21 protein-coding genes are annotated in these 23,873 nt (G+C 57.9%); 15 read left to right on the forward strand and 6 right to left on the reverse strand.

Features of this window, described 5'->3' with window-relative positions:
• Positions 1-44: 44 nt before the first annotated feature.
• The 7 genes from lepA (at position 45) to acpS (ending at position 6,538) form a co-directional block, all read left to right on the forward strand.
• A complete protein-coding gene (gene lepA / locus LGL98_RS06185) occupies positions 45-1,844 on the forward strand; it encodes a translation elongation factor 4 (RefSeq protein WP_136030083.1) in 1,800 nt (599 codons plus the stop codon).
• Between the two features lie 15 nt (positions 1,845-1,859).
• A complete protein-coding gene (gene lepB / locus LGL98_RS06190) occupies positions 1,860-2,834 on the forward strand; it encodes a signal peptidase I (RefSeq protein ID WP_002914067.1) in 975 nt (324 codons plus the stop codon).
• A 249-nt stretch (positions 2,835-3,083) separates the two neighbouring features.
• On the forward strand, positions 3,084-3,764 hold the full coding sequence (gene rnc, locus LGL98_RS06195) for a ribonuclease III (protein WP_134920730.1): 681 nt from the start codon (positions 3,084-3,086) through the stop codon (positions 3,762-3,764).
• Complete coding sequence (gene era, locus LGL98_RS06200) at positions 3,761-4,666, forward strand: GTPase Era (RefSeq protein ID WP_136030080.1); 906 nt, start codon at positions 3,761-3,763, stop codon at positions 4,664-4,666. The genes rnc and era overlap by 4 nt, the downstream gene beginning before the upstream one ends.
• Positions 4,667-4,677: 11 nt before the next feature.
• Entirely contained in the window at positions 4,678-5,415 is a 738-nt protein-coding gene (gene recO, locus LGL98_RS06205) for a DNA repair protein RecO (RefSeq protein WP_136030078.1), read from the forward strand.
• Between the two features lie 11 nt (positions 5,416-5,426).
• The gene (gene pdxJ / locus LGL98_RS06210) at positions 5,427-6,158 is read left to right on the forward strand and encodes a pyridoxine 5'-phosphate synthase (RefSeq protein WP_136030076.1); all 732 of its coding nucleotides are present in this window, start codon (positions 5,427-5,429) and stop codon (positions 6,156-6,158) included.
• Positions 6,158-6,538 carry a holo-ACP synthase gene (acpS, locus tag LGL98_RS06215; RefSeq protein ID WP_136030074.1) on the forward strand — a complete coding sequence of 127 codons (381 nt, stop codon included), beginning with the start codon at positions 6,158-6,160 and terminating at the stop codon, positions 6,536-6,538. The genes pdxJ and acpS overlap by 1 nt, the downstream gene beginning before the upstream one ends.
• 12 nt (positions 6,539-6,550) lie before the next feature.
• Here the strand turns inward: acpS and LGL98_RS06220 are convergent, their stop codons facing one another.
• Positions 6,551-6,811: a YfhL family 4Fe-4S dicluster ferredoxin gene (locus tag LGL98_RS06220; protein WP_136030072.1), complete on the reverse strand. Its 261-nt coding sequence runs from the start codon at positions 6,809-6,811 to the stop codon at positions 6,551-6,553.
• A gap of 56 nt (positions 6,812-6,867) precedes the next feature.
• Positions 6,868-7,716 carry a MurR/RpiR family transcriptional regulator gene (locus tag LGL98_RS06225; RefSeq protein ID WP_136030070.1) on the reverse strand — a complete coding sequence of 283 codons (849 nt, stop codon included), beginning with the start codon at positions 7,714-7,716 and terminating at the stop codon, positions 6,868-6,870.
• A gap of 234 nt (positions 7,717-7,950) precedes the next feature.
• Between LGL98_RS06225 and yfhb the strand changes: the two genes are divergently transcribed.
• Positions 7,951-8,562 carry a phosphatidylglycerophosphatase C gene (gene yfhb, locus LGL98_RS06230; RefSeq protein ID WP_226651798.1) on the forward strand — a complete coding sequence of 204 codons (612 nt, stop codon included), beginning with the start codon at positions 7,951-7,953 and terminating at the stop codon, positions 8,560-8,562.
• 62 nt (positions 8,563-8,624) lie between these two features.
• Positions 8,625-9,134 carry a tRNA adenosine(34) deaminase TadA gene (tadA, locus tag LGL98_RS06235; RefSeq protein ID WP_208431236.1) on the forward strand — a complete coding sequence of 170 codons (510 nt, stop codon included), beginning with the start codon at positions 8,625-8,627 and terminating at the stop codon, positions 9,132-9,134.
• Here the strand turns inward: tadA and mltF are convergent.
• On the reverse strand, positions 9,131-10,747 hold the full coding sequence (mltF, locus tag LGL98_RS06240; protein WP_136030064.1) for a membrane-bound lytic murein transglycosylase MltF: 1,617 nt from the start codon (positions 10,745-10,747) through the stop codon (positions 9,131-9,133). The genes tadA and mltF overlap by 4 nt on opposite strands.
• 175 nt (positions 10,748-10,922) lie before the next feature.
• Between mltF and purL the strand changes: the two genes are divergently transcribed.
• The 5 genes from purL (at position 10,923) to glnB (ending at position 19,265) form a co-directional block, all read left to right on the forward strand.
• Positions 10,923-14,810: a phosphoribosylformylglycinamidine synthase gene (gene purL, locus LGL98_RS06245; RefSeq protein WP_136030062.1), complete on the forward strand. Its 3,888-nt coding sequence runs from the start codon at positions 10,923-10,925 to the stop codon at positions 14,808-14,810.
• A gap of 589 nt (positions 14,811-15,399) precedes the next feature.
• Entirely contained in the window at positions 15,400-16,821 is a 1,422-nt protein-coding gene (locus tag LGL98_RS06250; protein ID WP_136030058.1) for a sensor histidine kinase, read from the forward strand.
• Positions 16,822-16,850: 29 nt separating this feature from the next.
• The gene (gene qseG / locus LGL98_RS06255; protein WP_168435234.1) at positions 16,851-17,537 is read left to right on the forward strand and encodes a two-component system QseEF-associated lipoprotein QseG; all 687 of its coding nucleotides are present in this window, start codon (positions 16,851-16,853) and stop codon (positions 17,535-17,537) included.
• Complete coding sequence (gene glrR / locus LGL98_RS06260) at positions 17,524-18,861, forward strand: two-component system response regulator GlrR (protein WP_136030055.1); 1,338 nt, start codon at positions 17,524-17,526, stop codon at positions 18,859-18,861. The genes qseG and glrR overlap by 14 nt, the downstream gene beginning before the upstream one ends.
• Before the next feature lie 65 nt (positions 18,862-18,926).
• A complete protein-coding gene (glnB, locus tag LGL98_RS06265; RefSeq protein ID WP_002914032.1) occupies positions 18,927-19,265 on the forward strand; it encodes a nitrogen regulatory protein P-II in 339 nt (112 codons plus the stop codon).
• A 74-nt stretch (positions 19,266-19,339) separates the two neighbouring features.
• Here glnB and hmpA read toward each other — a convergent pair whose 3' ends face one another.
• Positions 19,340-20,530 carry an NO-inducible flavohemoprotein gene (hmpA, locus tag LGL98_RS06270; RefSeq protein ID WP_136030053.1) on the reverse strand — a complete coding sequence of 397 codons (1,191 nt, stop codon included), beginning with the start codon at positions 20,528-20,530 and terminating at the stop codon, positions 19,340-19,342.
• Positions 20,531-20,855: 325 nt separating this feature from the next.
• Here hmpA and glyA point away from each other — a divergent pair, with 325 nt between their 5' ends.
• Positions 20,856-22,109 carry a serine hydroxymethyltransferase gene (gene glyA, locus LGL98_RS06275; protein WP_002914027.1) on the forward strand — a complete coding sequence of 418 codons (1,254 nt, stop codon included), beginning with the start codon at positions 20,856-20,858 and terminating at the stop codon, positions 22,107-22,109.
• 55 nt (positions 22,110-22,164) lie between these two features.
• Here the strand turns inward: glyA and LGL98_RS06280 are convergent, their stop codons facing one another.
• Both LGL98_RS06280 and LGL98_RS06285 read right to left on the reverse strand, forming a co-directional pair.
• Entirely contained in the window at positions 22,165-22,587 is a 423-nt protein-coding gene (locus tag LGL98_RS06280; protein WP_136030051.1) for a DoxX family protein, read from the reverse strand.
• A 73-nt stretch (positions 22,588-22,660) separates the two neighbouring features.
• Positions 22,661-23,857, reverse strand: coding sequence for an ROK family transcriptional regulator (locus LGL98_RS06285; RefSeq protein WP_136030049.1), 1,197 nt, complete (start codon positions 23,855-23,857; stop codon positions 22,661-22,663).
• Positions 23,858-23,873 lie beyond the last annotated feature (16 nt).

A 23,873-nucleotide genomic window follows, 5' to 3' on the forward strand; every position in this document is an offset into this window, starting at 1 on the left:
TACAGCGGCCTCATGATACTCGTAAGGCATAATTAACTCTAAATATGAAGAATATACGTAACTTTTCGATCATCGCTCACATCGACCACGGTAAGTCGACGCTGTCTGACCGTATCATCCAGATTTGCGGTGGCCTTTCTGATCGCGAAATGGAAGCCCAGGTTCTGGATTCCATGGATCTTGAGCGCGAACGCGGGATCACCATCAAGGCGCAGAGCGTCACCCTGGACTATAAGGCCAGCGACGGTGAGACCTACCAGCTGAACTTTATCGACACCCCGGGCCACGTGGACTTCTCCTATGAAGTTTCCCGTTCTCTTGCCGCGTGCGAAGGCGCGCTGCTGGTGGTAGACGCGGGGCAGGGTGTAGAAGCCCAGACCCTGGCCAACTGCTACACCGCCATGGAGATGGACCTTGAAGTGGTTCCGGTACTCAACAAGATCGACCTGCCTGCGGCCGACCCTGAGCGCGTTGCGGACGAGATTGAAGATATCGTCGGGATCGACGCCCACGACGCGGTGCGCTGCTCGGCAAAAACCGGCGTTGGCGTGACCGACGTGCTGGAGCGTCTGGTGCGCGATATTCCGCCGCCGGCAGGCGATCCGGACGCGCCGCTGCAGGCGCTGATTATCGACTCCTGGTTCGATAACTACCTCGGCGTGGTGTCGCTGGTGCGGATTAAAAACGGCACTATGCGCAAAGGCGACAAGATCAAAGTCATGAGCACCGGCCAGGTCTATAACGCTGACCGTCTGGGCATCTTCACCCCGAAACAGGTTGACCGTACCGAGCTGAAATGCGGCGAGGTAGGCTGGCTGGTCTGCGCGATCAAAGACATCCTCGGCGCGCCGGTGGGCGATACCCTGACCGCCGCCCGTAACCCGGCAGACAAAGCGCTGCCTGGCTTTAAGAAGGTGAAACCGCAGGTGTATGCCGGCCTGTTCCCGGTGAGCTCCGATGATTATGAAGCTTTCCGCGATGCGCTGGGCAAACTGAGCCTCAACGATGCCTCTCTGTTCTACGAGCCGGAAAGCTCTACCGCGCTGGGCTTCGGCTTCCGCTGCGGCTTCCTCGGCCTGCTGCACATGGAGATCATTCAGGAGCGTCTGGAGCGTGAATACGATCTCGACCTGATCACCACCGCGCCGACGGTAGTCTACGAAGTAGAGACCACCTCCAAAGAAGTTATCTACGTCGACAGCCCGTCCAAGCTGCCGCCGCTGAATAATATTCAGGAGCTGCGCGAGCCGATCGCCGAGTGTCACATGCTGCTGCCGCAGGAGTTCCTCGGCAATGTGATTACCTTGTGTGTCGAGAAGCGTGGTGTGCAGACCAACATGGTTTACCACGGTAAACAGGTGGCGCTGACCTATGAAATCCCGATGGCGGAAGTGGTTCTCGACTTCTTCGACCGCCTGAAGTCTACCTCCCGCGGCTATGCGTCGCTGGACTACAACTTCAAACGCTTCCAGGCGTCGAACATGGTACGCGTCGATGTGTTGATCAACGGCGAGCGCGTCGATGCGCTGGCGCTGATCACCCACAACGATAACGCGCCGTATCGCGGCCGCGAGCTGGTGGAAAAGATGAAAGATCTGATTCCGCGTCAGCAGTTTGATATCGCGATTCAGGCGGCCATCGGTAACCACATTATCGCGCGCTCTACCGTGAAACAGCTGCGTAAAAACGTCCTGGCGAAATGCTACGGCGGTGACGTCAGCCGTAAGAAAAAGCTGCTGCAGAAGCAGAAAGAAGGTAAGAAGCGTATGAAGCAGGTCGGTAACGTTGAGCTGCCGCAGGAAGCGTTCCTCGCCATTCTGCACGTTGGTAAAGACGGCAAATAACCCTAAGGAGTTGGCATGGCGAACATGTTTGCCCTGATCCTGGTGATTGCAACCCTGGTGACGGGCGTTTTATGGTGCCTGGACAAGTTCATTTTTGCACCGAAACGTCGTGAACGTCAGGCCGCTGCTCAGGCAGCGACCGGCGAGCAACTGGACAAGAAGACGCTGAAGAAAGTCGGCCCGAAACCGGGCTGGCTGGAAACCGGCGCATCGGTTTTCCCGGTGCTGGCGATCGTTCTGGTGGTACGTTCATTTATTTATGAGCCTTTCCAGATCCCGTCAGGTTCGATGATGCCAACGCTGCTCATCGGCGATTTTATTCTGGTGGAGAAATTTGCCTATGGCATTAAAGATCCTATCTACCAGAAAACGCTGATCGAGACCGGTCATCCGAAGCGCGGCGACATCGTGGTGTTTAAATATCCGGAAGACCCGCGCCTGGACTACATTAAGCGCGCGGTGGGGTTACCGGGTGATAAGGTCACTTACGATCCGGTTGCCAAACAGGTCACTATTCAGCCGGGTTGCAGCTCCGGACAGGCTTGCGGCAACGCGCTGCCGGTGACCTATTCCAACGTGGAGCCGAGCGATTTTGTTCAGACCTTCTCCCGCAGCAACGGCGGCGAAGCGAGCAGCGGTTTCTGGCAGTTGCCGAAGGGCGAAACTAAAGCCGACGGCATTCGTCTCACCGAGCGTCAGGAGACGCTGGGCGACGTGACGCACCGAATTCTGATGGTGCCGATTGCCCAGGATCAGGTTGGGATGTACTACCATCAGTCCGGTCTGCCGCTGGCCACCTGGATTGTGCCGCCCGGTCAGTACTTTATGATGGGCGACAACCGGGATAACAGCGCCGACAGCCGGTACTGGGGCTTTGTGCCGGAAGCCAACCTGGTCGGCAAAGCGACCGCAATCTGGATGAGTTTTGAAAAGCAGGAAGGTGAATGGCCGACCGGCGTGCGGTTATCGCGCATTGGTGGAATTCATTAATTTCCTCTGCTGAATTCACGTCGCTGCTGTTATCGCAGCGGCGTGAATTATTTAGTATTTAAATCCATTCAAACTAACGACATCCCGTGTCGTTGCGTATAGAATATCCCCCCGAAGTTTTTGGTTGTCGCTCTGCCGGGTGACACTGCACACGAAAGCGTATTGGTCTGTTTCAAATTACTGTTTGAAGCGAATGCTCAGGTCGGTTTCGTGTGCTGCATCTTTGACGCATTCATTTATTGGTAACGCATGAACCCCATCGTAATTAATCGGCTTCAACGAAAGCTGGGCTACACTTTTCATCATCAGGAGCTGTTGCAACAGGCATTAACTCACCGCAGTGCCAGCAGCAAACATAATGAGCGCCTGGAATTTTTAGGCGACTCCATTTTAAGTTTCGTGATCGCTAACGCGCTGTATCATCGCTTTCCTCGCGTGGATGAAGGCGACATGAGCCGTATGCGCGCGACGCTGGTGCGCGGCAACACGCTGGCGGAAATTGCCCGCGAGTTTGAGCTTGGCGAGTGTCTGCGCCTCGGGCCGGGCGAGCTGAAAAGCGGCGGTTTCCGTCGCGAATCGATTCTCGCGGATACCGTTGAAGCGTTAATTGGCGGGGTTTTCCTCGACAGCGATATTCAGAACGTTGAACGCTTAATCCTCTCCTGGTACCAGACCCGTCTGGACGAAATCAGTCCGGGCGATAAGCAAAAGGATCCGAAGACGCGTCTGCAGGAGTATCTGCAGGGACGTCATCTGCCGCTGCCGTCTTACCTGGTGGTCCAGGTACGCGGCGAAGCGCACGATCAGGAATTTACTATCCACTGCCAGGTCAGTGGCCTGAGTGAACCGGTGGTTGGCACAGGTTCCAGCCGTCGCAAGGCGGAGCAGGCTGCCGCCGAACAGACGCTGAAAAAGCTGGAGCTGGAATGAGCGAAGAAAAAAGTTATTGTGGGTTTGTCGCCATCGTGGGTCGTCCAAACGTTGGCAAATCCACGCTGTTGAACAAGCTTCTTGGGCAGAAGATCTCGATCACCTCCCGTAAAGCGCAGACTACCCGTCACCGCATCGTCGGCATCCATACCGAAGGGCCGTATCAGGCGATTTACGTTGATACTCCGGGCCTGCATATGGAAGAGAAGCGTGCGATTAACCGCCTGATGAACAAAGCGGCCAGCAGCTCGATTGGCGACGTAGAACTGGTCATCTTCGTGGTGGAAGGCACTCGCTGGACGCAGGACGACGAGATGGTGCTGAACAAGCTGCGTGAAGCGAAAGCGCCGGTGATCCTCGCGGTCAACAAGGTGGATAATGTGCAGGAAAAAGCGGATCTGTTACCGCACCTGCAGTTCCTCGCCAGCCAGATGAACTTCCTCGATATCGTGCCGATGTCGGCGGAAACGGGGACCAACGTCGACACCATCGCGGCGATCGTGCGTAAGCATCTGCCGGAAGCGATCCATCACTTCCCGGAAGACTATATTACCGATCGCTCACAACGCTTTATGGCCTCCGAAATCATCCGTGAAAAACTGATGCGTTTCCTCGGCGCTGAGCTGCCGTACTCCGTCACCGTGGAAATCGAACGTTTCGTCAGCAACGAGCGCGGCGGTTACGATATCAACGGCCTGATCCTCGTCGAGCGTGAAGGGCAGAAGAAGATGGTGATTGGCAATAAAGGTGCCAAAATCAAAACCATCGGTATCGAGGCGCGTAAGGATATGCAGGAGATGTTTGAAGCGCCGGTGCACCTCGAGCTGTGGGTGAAAGTGAAATCCGGTTGGGCCGATGACGAGCGCGCCCTGCGCAGTCTCGGTTACGTTGACGACCTCTGAGTTAACGCAACGTGGATGGATGGCAGCGCGCCTTTGTCCTGCATAGCCGTCCGTGGAGCGAAACCAGCCTGATGCTGGACGTCTTCACGGAAGAGTCCGGTCGCGTGCGCCTGGTTGCCAAAGGTGCACGCTCCAAACGCTCTAATCTCAAGGGCGCCTTACAGCCCTTTACCCCCTTACTGGTTCGCTTCGGCGGCCGCGGCGAAGTCAAAACCCTGCGCAGCGCGGAAGCCGTTTCGCTGGCGCTGCCGCTAAGCGGCATCACCCTCTACAGCGGTCTCTACGTTAACGAGCTTATTTCCCGCGTGCTGGAGCACGAAACACGCTTCTCCGAACTCTTTTTCGACTACCTGCACTGCATTCAGGCGCTCGCCGGATCCAGCGGCTCGCCGGAGCCCGCGCTGCGGCGCTTTGAGCTGGCGCTGCTCGGGCACCTGGGCTATGGCGTGGATTTTCTCCACTGCGCGGGGAGCGGCGAGCCGGTGGACGACACCATGACCTACCGCTATCGCGAAGAAAAGGGCTTTATTGCCAGCCTGGTGATTGATAACAACACGTTTACCGGGCACCATTTGAAAGCGTTGGCGAGTCGCGAGTTTCCTGATGTTGATACGTTGCGCGCCGCGAAGCGCTTTACCCGTATCGCCCTGAAGCCCTATCTCGGCGGCAAACCGCTCAAGAGCCGGGAATTGTTTCGCCAGTTTATGCCCGCGCGAAAGGCGCGAGCGGATAATACGAAGAATGATTAACGAGGATTGTCATGGCTGAATTATTGTTAGGGGTCAATATTGACCATATCGCGACCTTGCGTAACGCCCGCGGCACCGCCTACCCGGATCCGGTTCAGGCGGCTTTCATTGCCGAACAGGCCGGCGCCGATGGCATTACCGTGCATCTGCGCGAAGATCGTCGCCATATTACCGATCGCGATGTGCGTATTCTGCGCCAGACGCTGCACACCCGGATGAATCTTGAAATGGCGGTCACCGAAGAGATGCTGACGATCGCCTGCGAAACCAAACCGCACTTCTGCTGCCTGGTGCCGGAGAAGCGTCAGGAAGTCACAACCGAAGGCGGACTGGACGTGGCCGGGCAGCGCGATAAGATGCGCGATGCCTGTCAACGCCTGGCGGATGCCGGCATCCTGGTCTCCCTGTTTATCGATGCGGATGAAGCGCAGATTAAAGCGGCGGCGGACGTTGGCGCGCCCTATATCGAAATCCACACCGGCTGCTATGCCGATGCCAAAACCGACGCCGAGCAGGCGAAGGAGCTGGAACGTATTGCTAAAGCGGCCACCTATGCCGTCAGCCTCGGCCTGAAGGTGAATGCTGGCCACGGTCTGACCTACCACAACGTGAAAGCGATTGCGGCGCTGCCGGAAATGCATGAGCTGAATATCGGCCATGCGATTATTGGCCGTGCGGTGATGAGCGGCCTGAAAGAGGCGGTGGCGGAAATGAAGCGTCTGATGCTGGAAGCGCGCGGCTAATGGCCATTCTCGGGCTGGGTACCGACATCGTCGAGATCGCCCGCATCGAAGCAGTGATCGCCCGCAGTGGCGATCGCCTTGCCCGCCGGGTGCTGAGCGACCATGAATGGAGCATCTGGGAGCAGCACCAGCAGCCGGTGCGTTTCCTGGCTAAACGCTTTGCGGTCAAGGAAGCGGCGGCGAAAGCGCTGGGAACCGGGATCCGCAACGGGCTGGCGTTTAATCAGTTTGAAGTTTACAACGACGAGCTGGGCAAGCCAAAGCTGCGGTTATGGGGTGAGGCGCAACGGCTAGCGGAACGGATGGGGGTGAGCCACATTCATGTTACTCTCGCCGATGAACGCCACTACGCCTGCGCCACGGTGATTGTCGAAAGCTAGCCAGGGTGGCGGTTACAGTTTATCCGCGTGGTGCATCAGCACGAATTTATCCCACAGCTGTTCTTCACTCTCAACGTGTGCCGGATCTTTGAGAATAGTATTCGGGATCGGGCACACTTTCTGACAGGTTGGCGTGTCGTAATGGCCCACGCACTCGGTGCAGCGGTCGCTGTTAATTTCATAAATGCTGTCACCCATCGAAATGGCCTCATTCGGGCACTCCGGCTCGCACATGTCGCAATTGATGCATTTTTTGGTAATTAACAGCGCCATCAGGAAAGTCTCAGAAACAACACAAACAGGGCGGGCATTATACGCCCATTTTCTGCTCAGACCAGCTTTTTCACCAGCGCTTCGCTATGGCGAATGCGCTCCGGCGCCCGCTCCAGATCCTGCTGCACCAGCCCCATAAACAGCAGGTCGGTCAGCATCATTTGCGCGCTGGTGGAAGAGATGGCGGCGCTGCGCGTCGCCTGCTCTTCGGCGATAGTATACAGGCAGTGGGTCGCCTGCTGCTGCAGGGCGTTCGGGCTAAACCCGGTGATCGCCAGGATCTTACAGCCCACGCGCAGCGCTTCACCTGCCGCCATATTGATCTCCCGGCGCTCGCCGGAGTAAGAGATCGCCAGCAGCAGATCGTCGCTGGACATGGCCTGCACTGTCGCCAGCAGGGCATGCATATCCTGCTCAGAAACAGCGTTGATGCCGATCTTCATCAGCTTCCAGCTAAAGTTACGCGCCACCAGACCGGAGGCGCCGATGCCGGTGACAATCACCCGGCGGGCGTTGCGCAGCAGCGTGACGGCTTCCCGTAGCGTCTCTTCAGTGTTGACGTCCAGCGAGGCATGCATGGCGGCGACATTGTCTTTAATCAGTTTCTCGCCCACCAGACGCAGCGGGTCGTCACCGCGAATGTGGTTATGCACCGGAACCGAGTGCGGATCCGGGCTACTCGCCAGCGCCTCACTGAGGGCCAGCTTCAGCGCCGGAAAGCCTTTGAATCCCAGCTTCTGGGCAAATTTAACCACGCTGGACTGACTCACACCGGCTTGCGCCGCCAGCTGCTGCGAGCTGAGGTGCCGGGTCTCATCGGGCTGGCTCAGAATATAATCGGCCAACTTTTTGTCGCTCGCCGCCAGGGTGGGATAGCGCTGACGAATGCGCGTTAAACAGTTCATTGGAGCTCCGCTGGAGCCGTCCGGCTCGTGACTGACAGAATTTTTATTCGATTATAAGGGGTATACCACGAATTAAAAATTCTTAGGCCACAATTTTTCCTTAGCCTGCTACTGTAATTCTTCCTCAACGGCAGGGATGTTTTCCCGCTTTGCGGTGTAAGACTGTTAAGCTTAGATAACAAGAAGTGATTCCTGAGATGAGGAGGCAGTTTGCAGCGCAGTGAACGGAGAGTGGTGTTTTTTGATCTGGACGGAACCTTGCATCAACAGGATATGTTCGGCAGTTTTCTGCGCTACCTGCTGCGCCATTTGCCGCTGAACCTGTTGCTGGTGGTGCCGATGGGGCCGGTGATCCTTGCCGGACTGGCGGTGAGCGGACGGGCGGCGCGCTGGCCGATGAGCCTCCTGCTGTGGGCGTCAACCTTTGGCCGTCGCGAGGCGGTACTGAAGCGGCTGGAAGCGGAATTTGTCGGCTGGTTTCGCCATCATGTGACGGCGTTTCCGGTGGTTCATGCACGGCTCACGGCGTACCTGACCAGCACCGATGCCGATGTCTGGTTGATCACCGGCTCGCCGCAATCGCTGGTGGAGCAGGTCTATCGTGATACCCTCTGGTTGCCGCGGGTGAATCTGATAGCCAGCCGCACCGCGCGTCGCTGGGGCGGCTGGGTATTGACCCTGCGCTGCCTGGGGCATGAAAAGGTGGTGCAGCTGGAGAAAAAGATTGGCGCCCCGCTGCGGCTGTACAGCGGCTATAGCGATAGCGAGCAGGACAATCCCTTGCTCGGCTTTTGCCAGCATCGCTGGCGGGTAACGCCTCAGGGAGAGCTTCAGCAGCTGGAGTAATAGTGTGTAATTGATAGCGCCCATGTATAATGCGCCCCGCTTTTTCTGCTGGAGTGGCCGCTGTGTCTGACCTCGAACTCAATGATGAATACTGGATGCGTCATGCCCTGACGCTGGCGAAACGCGCCTGGGAAGAGGGCGAGGTGCCGGTGGGCGCGGTGCTGGTGCATAACAATCAGGTCATTGGCGAAGGCTGGAACCGGCCAATCGGCCGTCACGACCCCACCGCTCACGCGGAAATAATGGCTTTACGCCAGGGTGGGCTGGTGCTGCAAAACTACCGCCTGATTGATGCCACGCTGTACGTGACCCTCGAGCCCTGCGTAATGTGCGCGGGCGCGATGGTGCACAGCCGTATCGCCCGCCTGGTGTTTGGCGCCAGGGATGCCAAGACCGGCGCCGCCGGCTCGCTGATGGATGTTCTGCACCACCCGGGAATGAATCATCGGGTTGAGGTTAGCGAAGGCGTGCTGGCGGAGTCCTGCTCTGCCATGCTGAGCGACTTCTTCCGCTGGCGGCGGGAAGAGAAAAAAGCGCTGAAGAAAGCCCGGGAGCAGCAAGGGGAGAATTAGTAAGGATGGCCTGGGAGCTTTAACCGGGCATTATCCAGCTGTTTATCGGCGCGAAACTTGAAAAAGGGCAGGGTCGTTTCCTGCGGCTGTTCGAGCTCGTGCGGGAGGACGGCCGGGTAATCCTCCGCCAGGGCCAGCGTTTGCTGCTGCTGGCGCTCCTTCTCTGACAAATAGCCGACAAGGCTTATCTGATATTTACGGATGTTTTCCACATAGGCGTAGGCCTCATGGCCGCGCGCATAGCCGTATTTAAGTTTGCTGTAATAGGGCTTCTGGCTTAACAGAGGTAAACGCAGCTTAACGTCTGCCCAGCTGTTGGGATTGCCTTTTTGTTTGCGGGTGAGCGCCATGGCGTCCAGCATATGGGCATAGCCCATATTGTAAGCGGCCAGCGCAAACCAGATGCGTTCGTCTTTCGGGATCGAATCCGGCACTTTATCCATCATATCCTGCAGATAGCGCATGCCGCCCTCGATACTCTGCGCCGCATCGGTGCGATCGGTCAGCCCCAGGCTTTGCGCGGTATTGCGCGTTAGCATCATCATGCCGCGCACGCCGGTGGGGGAGGTGGCCTGCGGATCCCAGTGGGATTCCTGCCAGGCGATCGCGGCCAGCAGGCGCCAGTCGATCTCGCGGGCGTACTTTTCAAACAGCGGCTGCACCTCCGGAAGAATGTTTTCCACCGCGCGCAGGAAGGTGCGGGTATCGACATAATCGAAATCGTTGCCGTGGCCGAGGTATTTCTCCTCCAGGCGCGCCAGCGTACCGTCTTCATTAATGTTATTGAAGAAATCAAGCATCGCCGCCGACAGCGAATTATCGTCGCCTCGGGCGCTAAACCAGGTGACCGGTTGTTCGTCGGTGATATCGAGGGCTACCGCCAGCTCCGGATGGACGCGCTGAAACAAGCTGACGGCCACCGAATCGGCGACAGTGTAATCGAGTTTGCCGTCAATCACCGCCTGCATCAGGGCCGTGGTACCACGCTTCTCGTCTACGCGCCAGGCAAGATCCGGGTATTTCTCCGCTTTTAAGGACTGCAGGTCGTTGATTGCCACGTGACCCGGGGCGATGGCGAGTTGCTCGGCGGTCAGCGCCGCGAGACTGCGCGGCCGGGTATTGCCGACGCGATAGACCAGCTGTTGCGAAACGGAATAGTAGGTGGGGCCGGCCTGGTAGTTTTTCACCCGCTCCTGGTTATAGACCAGCCCGGCGGCCAGCATATCGGCCTGACCGTCATCGAGGTCGTCAAACAGCTGGCTGATGTTTTGCCGGACGGTTACCTTAAGCGTTACGCCGAGGTAGTCGGCAAACTGTTTCGCCAGTTCATAATCCAGACCGAACGTTTTATTGTTCATGGTGGTGAAGGTCATCGGCGAGTTGATGGTGCTGATGCGTAGCTCGCCGCGAGCGATAATGCCCGCCACCCGGTTCTCAGGTTTACCGGACCAGGGGATCGACGGCCACAGGGCCGCCGCCAGCAAAAGGGTGACAATGCCGATCAGCAGATAATTAATCTTTAATTTTTTCAGCGCGTTAATCTTCTGCAGCTTCAGGTTCCTCAGCAGGCGATGTCCGGAAAAAACGCAAGGTTGTCGTCGAATGAGCGGCATTCTGCTTAAGAATGCGCCAGTTGGCAACTTATTCGCGATGGTCGTCACATTTATTGATAAAGCTGATGAATCATTTTATTTCTACGCAAACGGTTTCGTCGGGGCGCAGGATTCACTATAATGACGCCCGTTTCCCCCCCTGGCTCACCCTGAAAGCTTCGAAGACGAGAGACTTATGATGGAAATTTTGCGTGGTTCACCTGCACTGTCGGCATTCCGTATTAATAAACTGCTGGCACGATTTCAGGCGGCCAACCTTCCGGTAAGCGCCATATATGCCGAGTATATTCATTTTGCCGATCTGAACGCCCCGTTGAGCGCTGACGATCGCGAGCGCCTGGCGCGACTGCTTAAGTATGGCCCGAGCTTAAACAGCCATACCCCGACCGGTAAATTACTGCTCGTGACCCCTCGCCCTGGCACCATCTCTCCCTGGTCTTCTAAAGCTACCGATATTGCCCACAACTGCGGACTGGCGCAGGTTGTACGTCTGGAGCGCGGTGTGGCGTATTACGTTGAGGCCTCAACCCTGACCGAAGCGCAATGGGCCGCAGTGGCGGCGGAGCTGCACGACCGCATGATGGAGAGTGTCTTCGACGCCCTGGAAGCAGGTGAGAAGCTGTTCGCTCACCATCAGCCGACGCCGGTCACCAGCGTCGACCTGCTGGGCGAAGGGCGTCAGGCGCTGATTGACGCCAACCTCCGTCTGGGGCTGGCGCTGGCCGACGACGAAATTGACTATCTGCAGGACGCGTTTACCCGTCTGGGCCGCAACCCGAACGATATCGAGCTGTATATGTTTGCCCAAGCGAACTCAGAGCATTGTCGCCATAAGATTTTCAATGCCGACTGGATCATCGACGGCGAACAGCAGCCGAAGTCGCTGTTCAAAATGATCAAAAACACCTTTGAAAAAACGCCGGACTACGTCCTGTCAGCCTATAAAGACAACGCCGCGGTGATGGAAGGGTCTGAAGTCGGGCGCTATTTCGCCGACCACCAGACCGGGCGTTACGACTTCCATCAGGAGCCGGCGCACATTCTGATGAAGGTGGAAACCCATAACCACCCGACGGCCATCTCTCCATGGCCGGGCGCGGCAACCGGCTCCGGCGGTGAAATCCGTGATGAAGGCGCCACCGGCCGCGGCGCGAAGCCGAAAGCGGGCCTGGTGGGCTTCTCGGTTTCCAACCTGCGTATCCCGGGCTTCGAACAGCCGTGGGAAGAAGATTTCGGTAAACCGGATCGCATTGTCACCGCCCTGGACATCATGACCGAAGGCCCGCTGGGCGGCGCGGCGTTTAACAACGAATTTGGTCGTCCGGCGCTGAACGGCTACTTCCGTACCTATGAAGAGAAAGTTACCAGCCATAATGGCGAAGAGCTGCGCGGCTACCACAAACCGATCATGCTGGCCGGCGGTATCGGCAACATCCGCGGCGAGCACGTGCAGAAGGGCGAAATCACCGTCGGGGCGAAGCTGATCGTGCTGGGTGGCCCGGCGATGAACATCGGCCTCGGCGGCGGCGCGGCGTCTTCTATGGCCTCCGGCCAGTCTGATGCCGACCTCGATTTCGCCTCCGTACAGCGTGACAACCCGGAAATGGAACGTCGCTGCCAGGAAGTGATCGACCGCTGCTGGCAACTGGGCGACGCCAACCCGATCCTCTTTATCCACGACGTTGGCGCGGGCGGTCTCTCCAACGCCATGCCGGAGCTGGTGAGCGACGGCGGCCGCGGCGGTAAATTCCAGCTGCGCGATATTCTCAGCGATGAACCAGGCATGAGCCCGCTGGAGATCTGGTGTAACGAATCGCAGGAACGTTATGTTCTGGCGGTCGCCCCGGAACAGCTGCCGCTATTTGACGAGCTGTGCCGCCGCGAGCGCGCGCCTTATGCCGTCATCGGCGAAGCCACCGCTGAGCAGCACCTGAGCCTGAGCGACAGCCACTTTAACGATCAGCCAATCGACCTGCCGCTGGACGTCCTGCTCGGCAAAACGCCGAAAATGACCCGCGACGTGCAGACTCTGAAAGCTCAGGGCAGTGCGCTGGATCGCCAACCGATTACCCTTGCCGATGCGGTTAACCGCGTTCTACACCTGCCAACGGTGGCCGAGAAAACCTTCCTCGTCACCATTGGCGACCGCACGGTGACCGGCATGGTCGCCCGTGACCAGATGGTTGGCCCGTGGCAGATCCCGGTGGCCAACTGCGCGGTGACCACCGCCAGCCTGGACAGCTACTATGGCGAAGCGATGGCGATGGGCGAGCGCGCCCCGGTCGCCCTGCTGGACTTCGCCGCCTCCGGCCGTCTGGCGGTCGGCGAAGCGCTGACCAACATCGCAGCCACGCAGATTGGCGAGCTGAACCGCGTGAAGCTGTCGGCTAACTGGATGGCCGCCGCCGGCCACCCGGGTGAAGACGCTGGCCTGTATGAGGCGGTGAAAGCGGTGGGCGAAGAGCTGTGCCCGGCGCTGGGCCTGACCATTCCGGTCGGTAAAGACTCGATGTCGATGAAAACCCGCTGGCAGGAAGGCAACGAGCAGCGTGAGATGACCTCCCCGCTGTCGCTGGTCATCTCTGCCTTCGCCCGTGTTGAAGATGTTCGTCATACCGTCACGCCGCAGCTTTCGACGGAAGATAACGCCCTGCTGCTGATCGACCTCGGTAAAGGGCACAACGCGCTGGGCGCGACGGCGCTGGCGCAGGTCTATCGCCAGCTCGGCGACAAGCCGGCTGACGTGCGCGATGTTGCCCAACTGAAAGGCTTCTGGGATGCGATGCAGGCCCTGGTGGCGCAGCGTAAACTGCTGGCCTACCACGACCGCTCCGACGGCGGCCTGCTGGTGACCCTGGCGGAAATGGCCTTTACCGGCCACTGTGGCCTGGAAGCGGATATCGCCGCGCTGGGCGACGACCGTCTTGCCGCGCTGTTCAACGAAGAGCTGGGGGCGGTGCTTCAGGTGCGCGCCGCAGACCGTGAAGCGGTAGAAGCCATTCTGGCGGCCAACGGCCTGGCAGACTGCGTGCATTACCTCGGTAAAGCGGTCGAGGGCGATCGCTTTGTGCTGACTGCCGACGGTCAGACGGTATTCAGCGAAAGCCGCACTACGTTGCGCATGTGGTGGGCGGAAACCACCTGGCAGATGCAGCGTCTGCGCGACAACCCGGCCTGTGCCGATCAGGAGCACCAGGCGAAAGCTAATGACGCCGACCCGGGCCTCAATGTGAACCTCTCGTTTGATATTAATGACGACGTCGCCGCGCCGTATATTGCCACCGGCGCGCGTCCGAAAGTAGCCGTTCTGCGCGAGCAAGGGGTGAACTCCCACGTTGAAATGGCGGCCGCCTTCCATCGTGCCGGTTTTGACGCCATCGACGTGCATATGAGCGACCTGCTGGCCGGCCGGACCGGTCTGGGCGATTTCCATGCTCTGGTAGCCTGCGGCGGCTTCTCCTACGGCGATGTGCTGGGGGCGGGCGAGGGCTGGGCGAAGTCGATTCTGTTCAACGAGCGCGTGCGCGACGAGTTCGCGACGTTCTTCCACCGTCCGCAGACGCTGGCGCTCGGCGTGTGCAACGGCTGTCAGATGATGTCCAACCTGCGCGAGCTGATCCCGGGCAGCGACCTGTGGCCGCGCTTTGTGCGTAACCAGTCTGACCGCTTCGAAGCGCGCTTTAGCCTGGTGGAAGTGACGCAAAGCCCATCCCTGCTGCTGGAAGGCATGGTTGGCTCACGGATGCCGATTGCGGTCTCCCACGGCGAAGGTCAGGTGGAAGTGCGCGACAGCGCGCATCTGGCTCAGCTGGAGAGCAAAGGTCTGGTGGCGCTGCGCTTCGTGGATAACTTCGGCAAAGTGACCGAAACCTATCCGGCGAACCCGAACGGTTCCCCGAACGGTATCACCGCGGTCACCAGCGAAAGCGGGCGCGCGACCATCATGATGCCGCACCCGGAACGCGTCTTCCGTACCGTAAGCAACTCCTGGCACCCGGAGAACTGGGGCGAGGATAGCCCGTGGATGCGTATCTTCCGAAACGCGCGTAAGCAACTGGGTTAATTGTCCTCTCGCGCCTCGCGAACGTATCAGCCCCCTGCCTGACCAGGGGGCTTTTTTTTATCTGTGATGGTCGGCACGCCAGGGTGTCGGGAATTGCCGACAACGGCGATATTGCAGTGTCGTCAATAGGCGACACTTAAGTCATTGATTTAAATGATGAGTAATCGGTAGCTTATTTGGTGTCGCTAAAGAGCGACAGTGTGGATGAAAAATAAACAGTGGTGGTTCGGTTGTTCTTGCGGTTAAAGTCATATATATCAATATGTTAATAAAATGTTTTGAGAGCTGGCATAGTTCATGCATAATATTAACCAGTGGCTCATTCACCTTCTTATGTCAGCCCCTTCGGGACGCGCTACATAAACTTCGAATGACGCACAAACAGGTGCCTGCCGTCCAACTCCTGATAACAGCCTGGCTTTATCAGACATCGGGCGAAACGTCGAGTAAGGCACCGCCTCATTCCTGAACAAAGCCAGGCCTTGTGCCTGGCTTTGTTGTTTCTGCGGCGCAGTAACCAGCGGTAGCGCTTTTCTCCGGCGCGCTCCTCAGTTAGCATCGACCAGAGCTAATGATTGAGACAACATCCTTGAAGCGACTCTCTCTTTTCCCCCGTTCGCTGCGTCAGCTGGTGACGCTCTCCTTTGTGCTGATCCTGCTGCCGTTGCTGGTGCTGGCCTGGCAGGCCTGGCAGAGCCTGAACGCCCTTAGCGCCCAGGCGGCGCATATTAACCGTACCACCCTGGTCGACGCCCGACGCAGCGAGGCGATGATCAATGCCGCACTGGAGATGGAGCGCAGCTATCGCCAGTACTGCGTGCTGGACGATCCGACGCTGGCGCGCGTCTATCAAAACCAGCGGCAGCGCTACAGCCAGATGCTGGACGCCCACGCCGGCGTGCTACCGGACGAGAAGCTCTGGCAGGCGCTGCGTCAGGATGTCAGCGATCTGGCGCAGTTGCAGTGTAAAAATAGCGGCCCCGATGCCCAGGCAGCCGCCAGACTGGAGGTTTTCGCCAGTAATAACAGCGATATGGTGCAGGCGACCCGGGCGGTCGTCTATTCTCGTGGCCAACAGCTGCAGCAGGAGATAGCCGAACGCGGCCAGTTTTTTGGCTGGCAGGCGCTGGTGCTGTTTCTGCTGAGCCTGGCGCTGGTGCTGCTCTTCACCCGCATGATTATCGGCCCGGTGAAAGGCATAGAAAGAATGATCAATCAGCTGGGGGCAGGGAAATCGCTGGACGACGCAGCAATGTTTACCGGCCCGCGCGAGCTGCGATCGGTGGGCAAGCGCATCATCTGGCTCAGCGAGCGCCTGGCGTGGCTGGAGTCGCAGCGACATCAGTTTCTTCGCCATCTGTCGCATGAGCTGAAAACCCCGTTGGCCAGTATGCGTGAAGGTACCGAGCTGTTGGCCGACCGGGTTGCCGGGCCTCTGACCCCTGAGCAGCAGGAGATTGTCGAGATCCTCGACAGCAGTAGCCGTAACCTGCAAAAGCTGATTGAACAGCTGTTGGACTACAACCGCAAACAGGCCGACGGGCCGGTGGCCCGGGAAGCGGTGGATCTGGTCGAGCTGGTGGAAAACGTTGTCGCGGCGCATAGCCTGCCCGCGCGGGCTAAACTGATGCATACCGAGCTGACGCTGCAGGCGCGGCGCTGCCTGGCAGAGCCTGCGCTATTGATCAGCGTAATGGATAATCTCTACTCCAATGCGGTGCACTATGGCGCTGAATCCGGTAACATCCGTATCCATAGCTACCGGCACGGAGAGCAGGTGCGTATTGATGTCGCCAACAGTGGCGAACCGATCCCGGCCGCGGAAAAAAACATGATATTCGAGCCTTTTTACCAGGGCAGTCACCAGCGTAAAGGGGCCGTTAAGGGCAGTGGACTGGGGTTGAGTATTGCCCGCGACTGCGTCCGGCAGATGAAAGGGGAGCTCAGCTTAGTTGATGCGCCCGCCGGGCAGGTCTGTTTTCGCATTACGCTTCCCTCAGCACCGGAATAATCCAACTTATGAATCGATATCGGGGAACTATGTCCCACTTCCTGGCCTGGCGCCGTTCCCTCAGTGGATGGCTGCTTTCAGGCATTGCTTGTCTGACGCTGGCGGGGTGTTCCGCCGGCTTTTCACCGCATACCGCGGAAGGTACCGCCGCCCCCGGGCAGGCGCAGCATCAGGTGGCCGATTTTGTCGCGGTGGACTGCGCAGATATCTGGGCGCACAGCAGCGATGCTAGCGACAAAAATCCTCTTTACTGGCTGCGGGGCATTGACTGTGCCGATCGCCTCGCTCCGGCGCAGGCGCGAGCGGAGGCGAAACGCCATACCGACGACAGCTGGCAGGACGCGTTCCGTCGCGGCATCCTGCTTGCTGATGCCAAAATTACTCCCGACGAGCGCCGCGATCTGGTGGCGCGTCTTGATACCTTCAGCCCGCAAATCGCCGTTCAGGTCCGTCCGTTGTATCAGCTCTGGCGCGACGGGCAAACCCGTCAGCTGCAGCTGGTAGAGGAGCGTGCTCGCTATGCGAAGCTTCAGCAGACCAGCGACAGCGAACTAGAGACGCTGCGACAGCAGGAGCTGGCGCTGCGCGAGCAGCTGGAGCTGACCACTCGCAAGCTGGAGAATCTCACGGATATTGAGCGTCAGCTCTCCAGCCGCAAGCCGGGCGGCAATTTCAGCAGCGAAAAAGTGCCGGAGGTGATCCATGACGATCCGTAAACCGGCGCGTTTACTGTTGGTGGATGACGATCCGGGCCTGCTGAAGCTACTGGGCATGCGCCTGGTCAGCGAAGGCTATAGCGTGGTCACCGCCGAGAGCGGGCCGGAAGCGTTGCGCGTGCTGGGGCGTGAGAAAGTGGATCTGGTGATTAGCGATCTGCGGATGGATGAAATGGACGGCCTGCAGCTGTTCAGTGAGATCCAGAAGGGGCAGCCCGGTATGCCGGTGATCATTCTCACCGCCCATGGTTCCATTCCCGACGCCGTGGCCGCTACCCAGCAGGGGGTGTTCAGCTTCCTGACCAAGCCGGTCGATAAAGATGCCTTGTATAAAGCCATTGATGAGGCGCTGGAGCAGCGCTCGCCGGCCACCGACGAAGCCTGGCGTCAGGCGATTGTAACCCGCAGCCCGCTGATGCTGCGCCTGCTTGAGCAGGCCGGGATGGTGGCGCAATCGGACGTCAGCGTACTAATTAATGGCCAGAGCGGGACCGGGAAGGAGATCGTCGCCCAGGCGATCCACAATGCCAGCCTGCGTCATGATAAGCCGTTCGTGGCGATCAACTGCGGCGCGCTGCCGGAACAGCTGCTCGAATCCGAACTGTTTGGCCATGCGCGGGGCGCTTTTACCGGCGCGGTCAGTAACCGCGAAGGGTTATTCCAGGCCGCTGAGGGCGGTACGCTGTTTCTCGACGAGATCGGCGATATGCCGGTCTCCCTGCAGGTGAAACTGCTGCGCGTCCTGCAGGAGCGTAAGGTACGTCCGCTGGGCAGCAACCGCGATATCGAAATCAACGTGCGGATTATCTCCGCCACCCACCGCGACCTGCCGAAGGCGATGGCCCGCGGCGAGTTTCGTGAAGACTTGTTCTACCGCCTCAACGTGGTGAATCTGAAGATCCCGCCGCTCTCCGAACGAACTGAAGATATTCCGCTGTTGGCCAACCACCTGCTGCGTCAGTCTGCCGATCGTCATAAGCCCTTCGTGCGGGCGTTTTCCAGCGATGCGATGAAGCGGCTGATGGCCGCCAAGTGGCCGGGCAACGTGCGCCAGCTGGTGAACGTGATTGAGCAGTGCGTGGCTCTGACCTCGTCGCCGGTGATCGGCGACGCGCTGGTGGAGCAGGCGCTGGAGGGCGAGAACACGGCGCTGCCGACCTTCGTGGAGGCGCGCAATCAGTTTGAGCTGAATTACCTGCGCAAGCTGCTGCAAATTACCAAGGGCAACGTCACTCACGCCGCGCGGATGGCAGGGCGCAACCGCACCGAATTCTATAAGCTGCTGTCGCGCCATGAGCTCGACGCCAACGACTTTAAAGAGTAGCTCCGCACTATAGCGCAAGTTATGATACGGTAAGCAACCGGTTACGCGATTAAGACAGGAACCCCATGAAAAAGATTGATGCGATTATTAAACCTTTCAAACTGGATGACGTGCGTGAAGCGCTGGCCGAAGTCGGCATCACCGGGATGACGGTAACGGAAGTGAAAGGCTTTGGCCGCCAGAAAGGGCACACCGAACTGTACCGTGGTGCCGAGTATATGGTCGATTTTCTGCCAAAAGTAAAAATTGAAATTGTGGTGACCGACGATATCGTCGATACCTGTGTGGATACCATCATCCGTACCGCACAGACCGGTAAAATCGGCGACGGTAAAATCTTTGTCTTCGACGTGGCGCGGGTCATTCGTATTCGTACCGGCGAAGAAGACGACGCGGCGATTTAACGCTCGCCGCTCGCTGCAGTATTGCCGGGTGGCTCTGCGCTTACCCGGTCAACAAATCCCCGCGTCGTCGGGGCTTACAGGACCTTATGCGGGCCGAAACATTCGTAATGAATGTTGTCTTTGTTGATCCCTAATTCTACCAGCTGCTTCGCTGCAAACTGCATAAACGCCACCGGGCCGCAGAGATAATACTGCATCTGCGGGTCGCGAATCGTGTCCGCCACTGCCGCTAAATCCATCAAACCTTCGCTATCAAAACGTTCAGCCTGACGGTCAGCCTCAGTCGGGATGCGATACCAGACGTGAGAGGTAAACGCCGGCAGCGCCGCGCCGAGCGCCTGCACTTCATCGGCAAAGGCGTGAACGTCGCCATTTTCCGCCGCATGGAACCAGTTCACCTGACCCTGATGACCGCTCTTCGCCAGCGCATCCAGCATCGCCAGCATCGGCGTTTGCCCGACGCCGCCGGAGAGCAGGGTGACCGGCGTCAGCGGCTCAACGCTAAGGAAGAAGTCTCCCGCCGGGGCGGCCAGATAGACCACATCCCCTTCGCTGGCATGGTTATGCAGCCAGCTGGAAACCTGACCGCCTTCCTCGCGTTTAACCGCAATGCGGTAGCCTTTGCCGTCCGCTTTGCGGGTCAGGGAGTACTGGCGGATTTCCTGATACTCGAACGCCTCAGGTTTCAGCCAGATGGCCAGGTATTGGCCTGGCTGGTAATCGGCGACCGGCTGGCCATCAACCGGTTCGAACTCAAAGCTGGTGATAAGCTGGCTGCGCGGGGTTTTCTTTACGATGCGGAACGCGCGAGTCCCTTCCCAGCCGCCGGTTTTACTGGCGTTTTGCTGATAGATCTCGGCTTCACGGCCGATAAAGACGTTCGCCAGCACGCCGTAGGCTTTCCCCCAGGCATCGAGCACTTCCTGGCCCGGACTGAACATTTCATCGAGGGTCGCCAGCAGATGGCTGCCAACAATATTGTACTGCTCGGGTTTGATCTGGAAGCTGGTATGTTTCTGGGCGATTTTTTCCACCGCCGGCAGCAGGGCAGGCAGGTTATCGATATTGCTGGCGTAGGCGGCAATAGCGTTGAATAACGCTTCACGCTGATCGCCGTTGCGCTGGTTGCTCATGTTGAAGATCTCTTTGAGCTCCGGATTATGCGCGAACATACGATCGTAGAAATGGGCGGTTAATTTCGGGCCGGTCTCTACCAGCAGGGGGATGGTGGCTTTTACCGTGGCGATGGTTTGAGCGTCAAGCATAGCGTGCTTCCTTGTGTGTTATCTTAATGATGCATTTTAAATGCATCTTAAAGAAATAACCCTGCGTTGTAAATGGTTCTTTAACACATTCCCCCGATCTAGTTACAACATGAAGAATTTGCATCACAAACCTGAAAAGAAATCCGTTGATACTGAGAGAGGCTTTATTGCTCAAAGCCTTGTATCATGCGGAGCCAATCGTTTGCGTAAAATCCTTTGTCAAGACCTGTTATCACAGAATGATTCGGTTATACTGTGGGCCGTTGTCCAATCGGACCGCCTTTTTAGGCCGAAATTTTATTGTTAGCTGAGTCAGGAGATGCGGATGTTAAAGCGTGAAATGAACATTGCCGATTATGATGCCGAACTGTGGCAGGCTATGGAGCAGGAAAAAGTACGTCAGGAAGAGCACATCGAACTGATCGCCTCCGAAAACTACACCAGTCCGCGCGTTATGCAGGCGCAGGGCTCTCAGCTGACCAACAAATATGCTGAAGGGTATCCGGGCAAGCGTTACTACGGCGGCTGTGAATACGTCGACGTAGTTGAACAGCTGGCAATCGACCGCGCGAAAGAACTGTTCGGCGCTGACTATGCTAACGTCCAGCCGCACTCCGGCTCTCAGGCTAACTTTGCCGTCTACACCGCGCTGCTGCAGCCGGGCGACACCGTGCTGGGGATGAACCTGGCGCAGGGCGGCCACCTGACTCACGGCTCCCCGGTTAACTTCTCCGGCAAACTGTACAACATCATCCCTTACGGTATCGATGAGTCCGGTAAAATTGACTACGACGACATGGCGAAGCAGGCTCAGGAACACAAACCGAAGATGATCATCGGTGGTTTCTCCGCTTACTCCGGTATCGTTGACTGGGCGAAAATGCGTGAAATCGCTGACAGCATCGGCGCTTACCTGTTCGTCGATATGGCCCACGTGGCAGGCCTGATTGCCGCTGGCGTGTACCCGAATCCGGTTCCGCATGCTCACGTTGTGACCACCACCACCCACAAAACCCTGGCGGGTCCGCGCGGCGGCCTGATCCTGGCGAAAGGCGGTAGCGAAGAGCTGTATAAGAAACTGAACTCTGCGGTATTCCCAAGCGCGCAGGGCGGCCCGCTGATGCACGTTATCGCGGCGAAAGCGGTGGCGCTGAAAGAAGCGATGGAGCCAGAGTTTAAAGTTTACCAGCAGCAGGTTGCGAAAAACGCCAAAGCGATGGTGGAAGTGTTCCTGAACCGCGGCTACAAAGTGGTGTCTGGTGGTACTGAGAACCACCTGTTCCTGCTGGATCTGGTGGATAAAAACCTGACCGGTAAAGAAGCTGACGCCGCTCTGGGCCGCGCCAACATCACCGTCAACAAAAACAGCGTGCCGAACGATCCGAAGAGCCCGTTCGTGACCTCCGGTATCCGTATCGGTTCTCCGGCTGTGACTCGCCGCGGCTTTAAAGAAGCGGAAGTCAAAGAGCTGGCTGGCTGGATGTGTGACGTGCTGGACAATATCAATGACGACGCGGTCATTGAGCGTGTGAAAGGTAAAGTGCTGGATATCTGCGCCCGCTTCCCGGTCTATGCGTAAGCGTTAGCGTTGACATCAAAAAGGCCGCGTATGCGGCCTTTTTTGCGTCTGGAGATTAGCGACGGTCGAGGGAGATCGCCCCGGGGCCGGCGATCGCCAGCAGCAGGAAGGCGCCAGCGATGCTGACGTTTTTCCAGAAGTTAATCATGTTCGGCAATACCGCATCGCCGGTCATATCCCAGTAGTGATGGCCAATCACCGCCGTGCCCAGGGTGTAGAAGATAAAGATGACCGCCAGCGGGCGGGTGAAAAAGCCCAGTACAATCATAATCGCGGCAGGCACTTCCATAATAACGGCGATAATCGCCGCCAGGGTCGGCATCGGTGCGCCGGAGGCGGCCATGTACTGCACCGTACCGCTAAAGCCCAGCAGTTTGGGGTAACCAAAAAGAATAAACAGAATCACCACGGCGATGCGGGCGATAAGCAGCAACAGAGAGCGGGAAGCGCCAAAATCAAAATAGCGGAGTGAGTTCATAATCAGCTCGTTATGAGAGACGTGTGATTTAAACGTAATACACAAATTTGCGCTTCGCCACGTTCGTTTATGACTAAACCAGCGTCTGCAATTGCTCCTCAACGTACAGATAACCTATCCCCATCAGCTGCTGGGCGCGTGTCAGCTGGCCAAAGCCAATTTGGGTGGCGTGCGCTCGCGGCGTATCCCGGTGGTCAAAGGGGTTAAAACCCGTTTGTTTGACGATACTTTCCAGCCACTGCTCACCGAAGGCGCAGCTGCGCCCGTAAAGCCAGATTTGATTAATATTTAATATATTCAGGAAATTATAGAGGCTTAAGCCAATCGCGTTGGCAGCGTTATCAACCCATGCGCGAATTTGCACATCTCCCTCTTTCCAGGCCTCAATGAGCGACGCCGTGGTTAACTGCTCGGGGGAGAGCGTTGCTTCAGGCTGCGTTTTGAGCCACATTCGGGCCTGTTTTTTCAGCGCGCTGAGAGAGGCGACGGTTTCGAGGCAACCGTATCTTCCGCAGTCGCAGGCTTTGCCGTCAGGATTGACAATCGTATGCCCTATCTGCCCGCTGCCGTACAGACTGCCGCGATAAATATGATCGTTAATCACAAATGACGAGCCGATACCGTAGTCGACGTTGATCACGCAAAAATCCTGCTGTGTACCCTGATGCTGCCACTTCTCCGCCAGCGCCAGCATCACGCAGTCGTTATCCACCCGAACCTGCACGCCAAGCCGCTCCTCAAGCAGATACTTTATTTCGATCGGTGTTTTCCAGCGTGCCTGGGGCATGGTTTGTGAAACGCCGGTAATCGGATCAACCTGTCCATGCACGCCAAGGGCGAGATTGATGCTGTGCTGCGGGTAGCGGCGGTGGATATGCCGCCAGCATTCAACGATGGCCTCAAGCAGGGCCTGAGGAGTGGGCGCGTTGACCGGCAAATGCTGATGGCCATCCACTGCCAGCAGGCGGGCGTCGGCAAGCTGATATTCAATGCTGGTCGGGGTGATATTCATGCACAGTGTCCAGGCGCCGTGCTCGGGGATCTGGTAGCTGCCGCTGTTCACGCCCCGTTTGCTCATGTGTTCCGTTGAGTGACCGATCAATCCCTCGCTAAGCAGCTCGGCCAGAATATTGCTCACCGCCGGAATGGAGAGACCGGTGAGTTGAGAGAGCTGTGATTTACTGAGCTGCTTTTCCCGCCACAGATGGGAAAGAAAAATCGACTTATTGGCCTGCCGGACCCGGGCGTTATTAAAGCCAGTACGCTGCATACACTTAACTCCCTTA

Origin of the sequence: Klebsiella africana (assembly GCF_020526085.1) — a bacterium.
In the GTDB taxonomy this organism is placed as follows: domain Bacteria; phylum Pseudomonadota; class Gammaproteobacteria; order Enterobacterales; family Enterobacteriaceae; genus Klebsiella; species Klebsiella africana.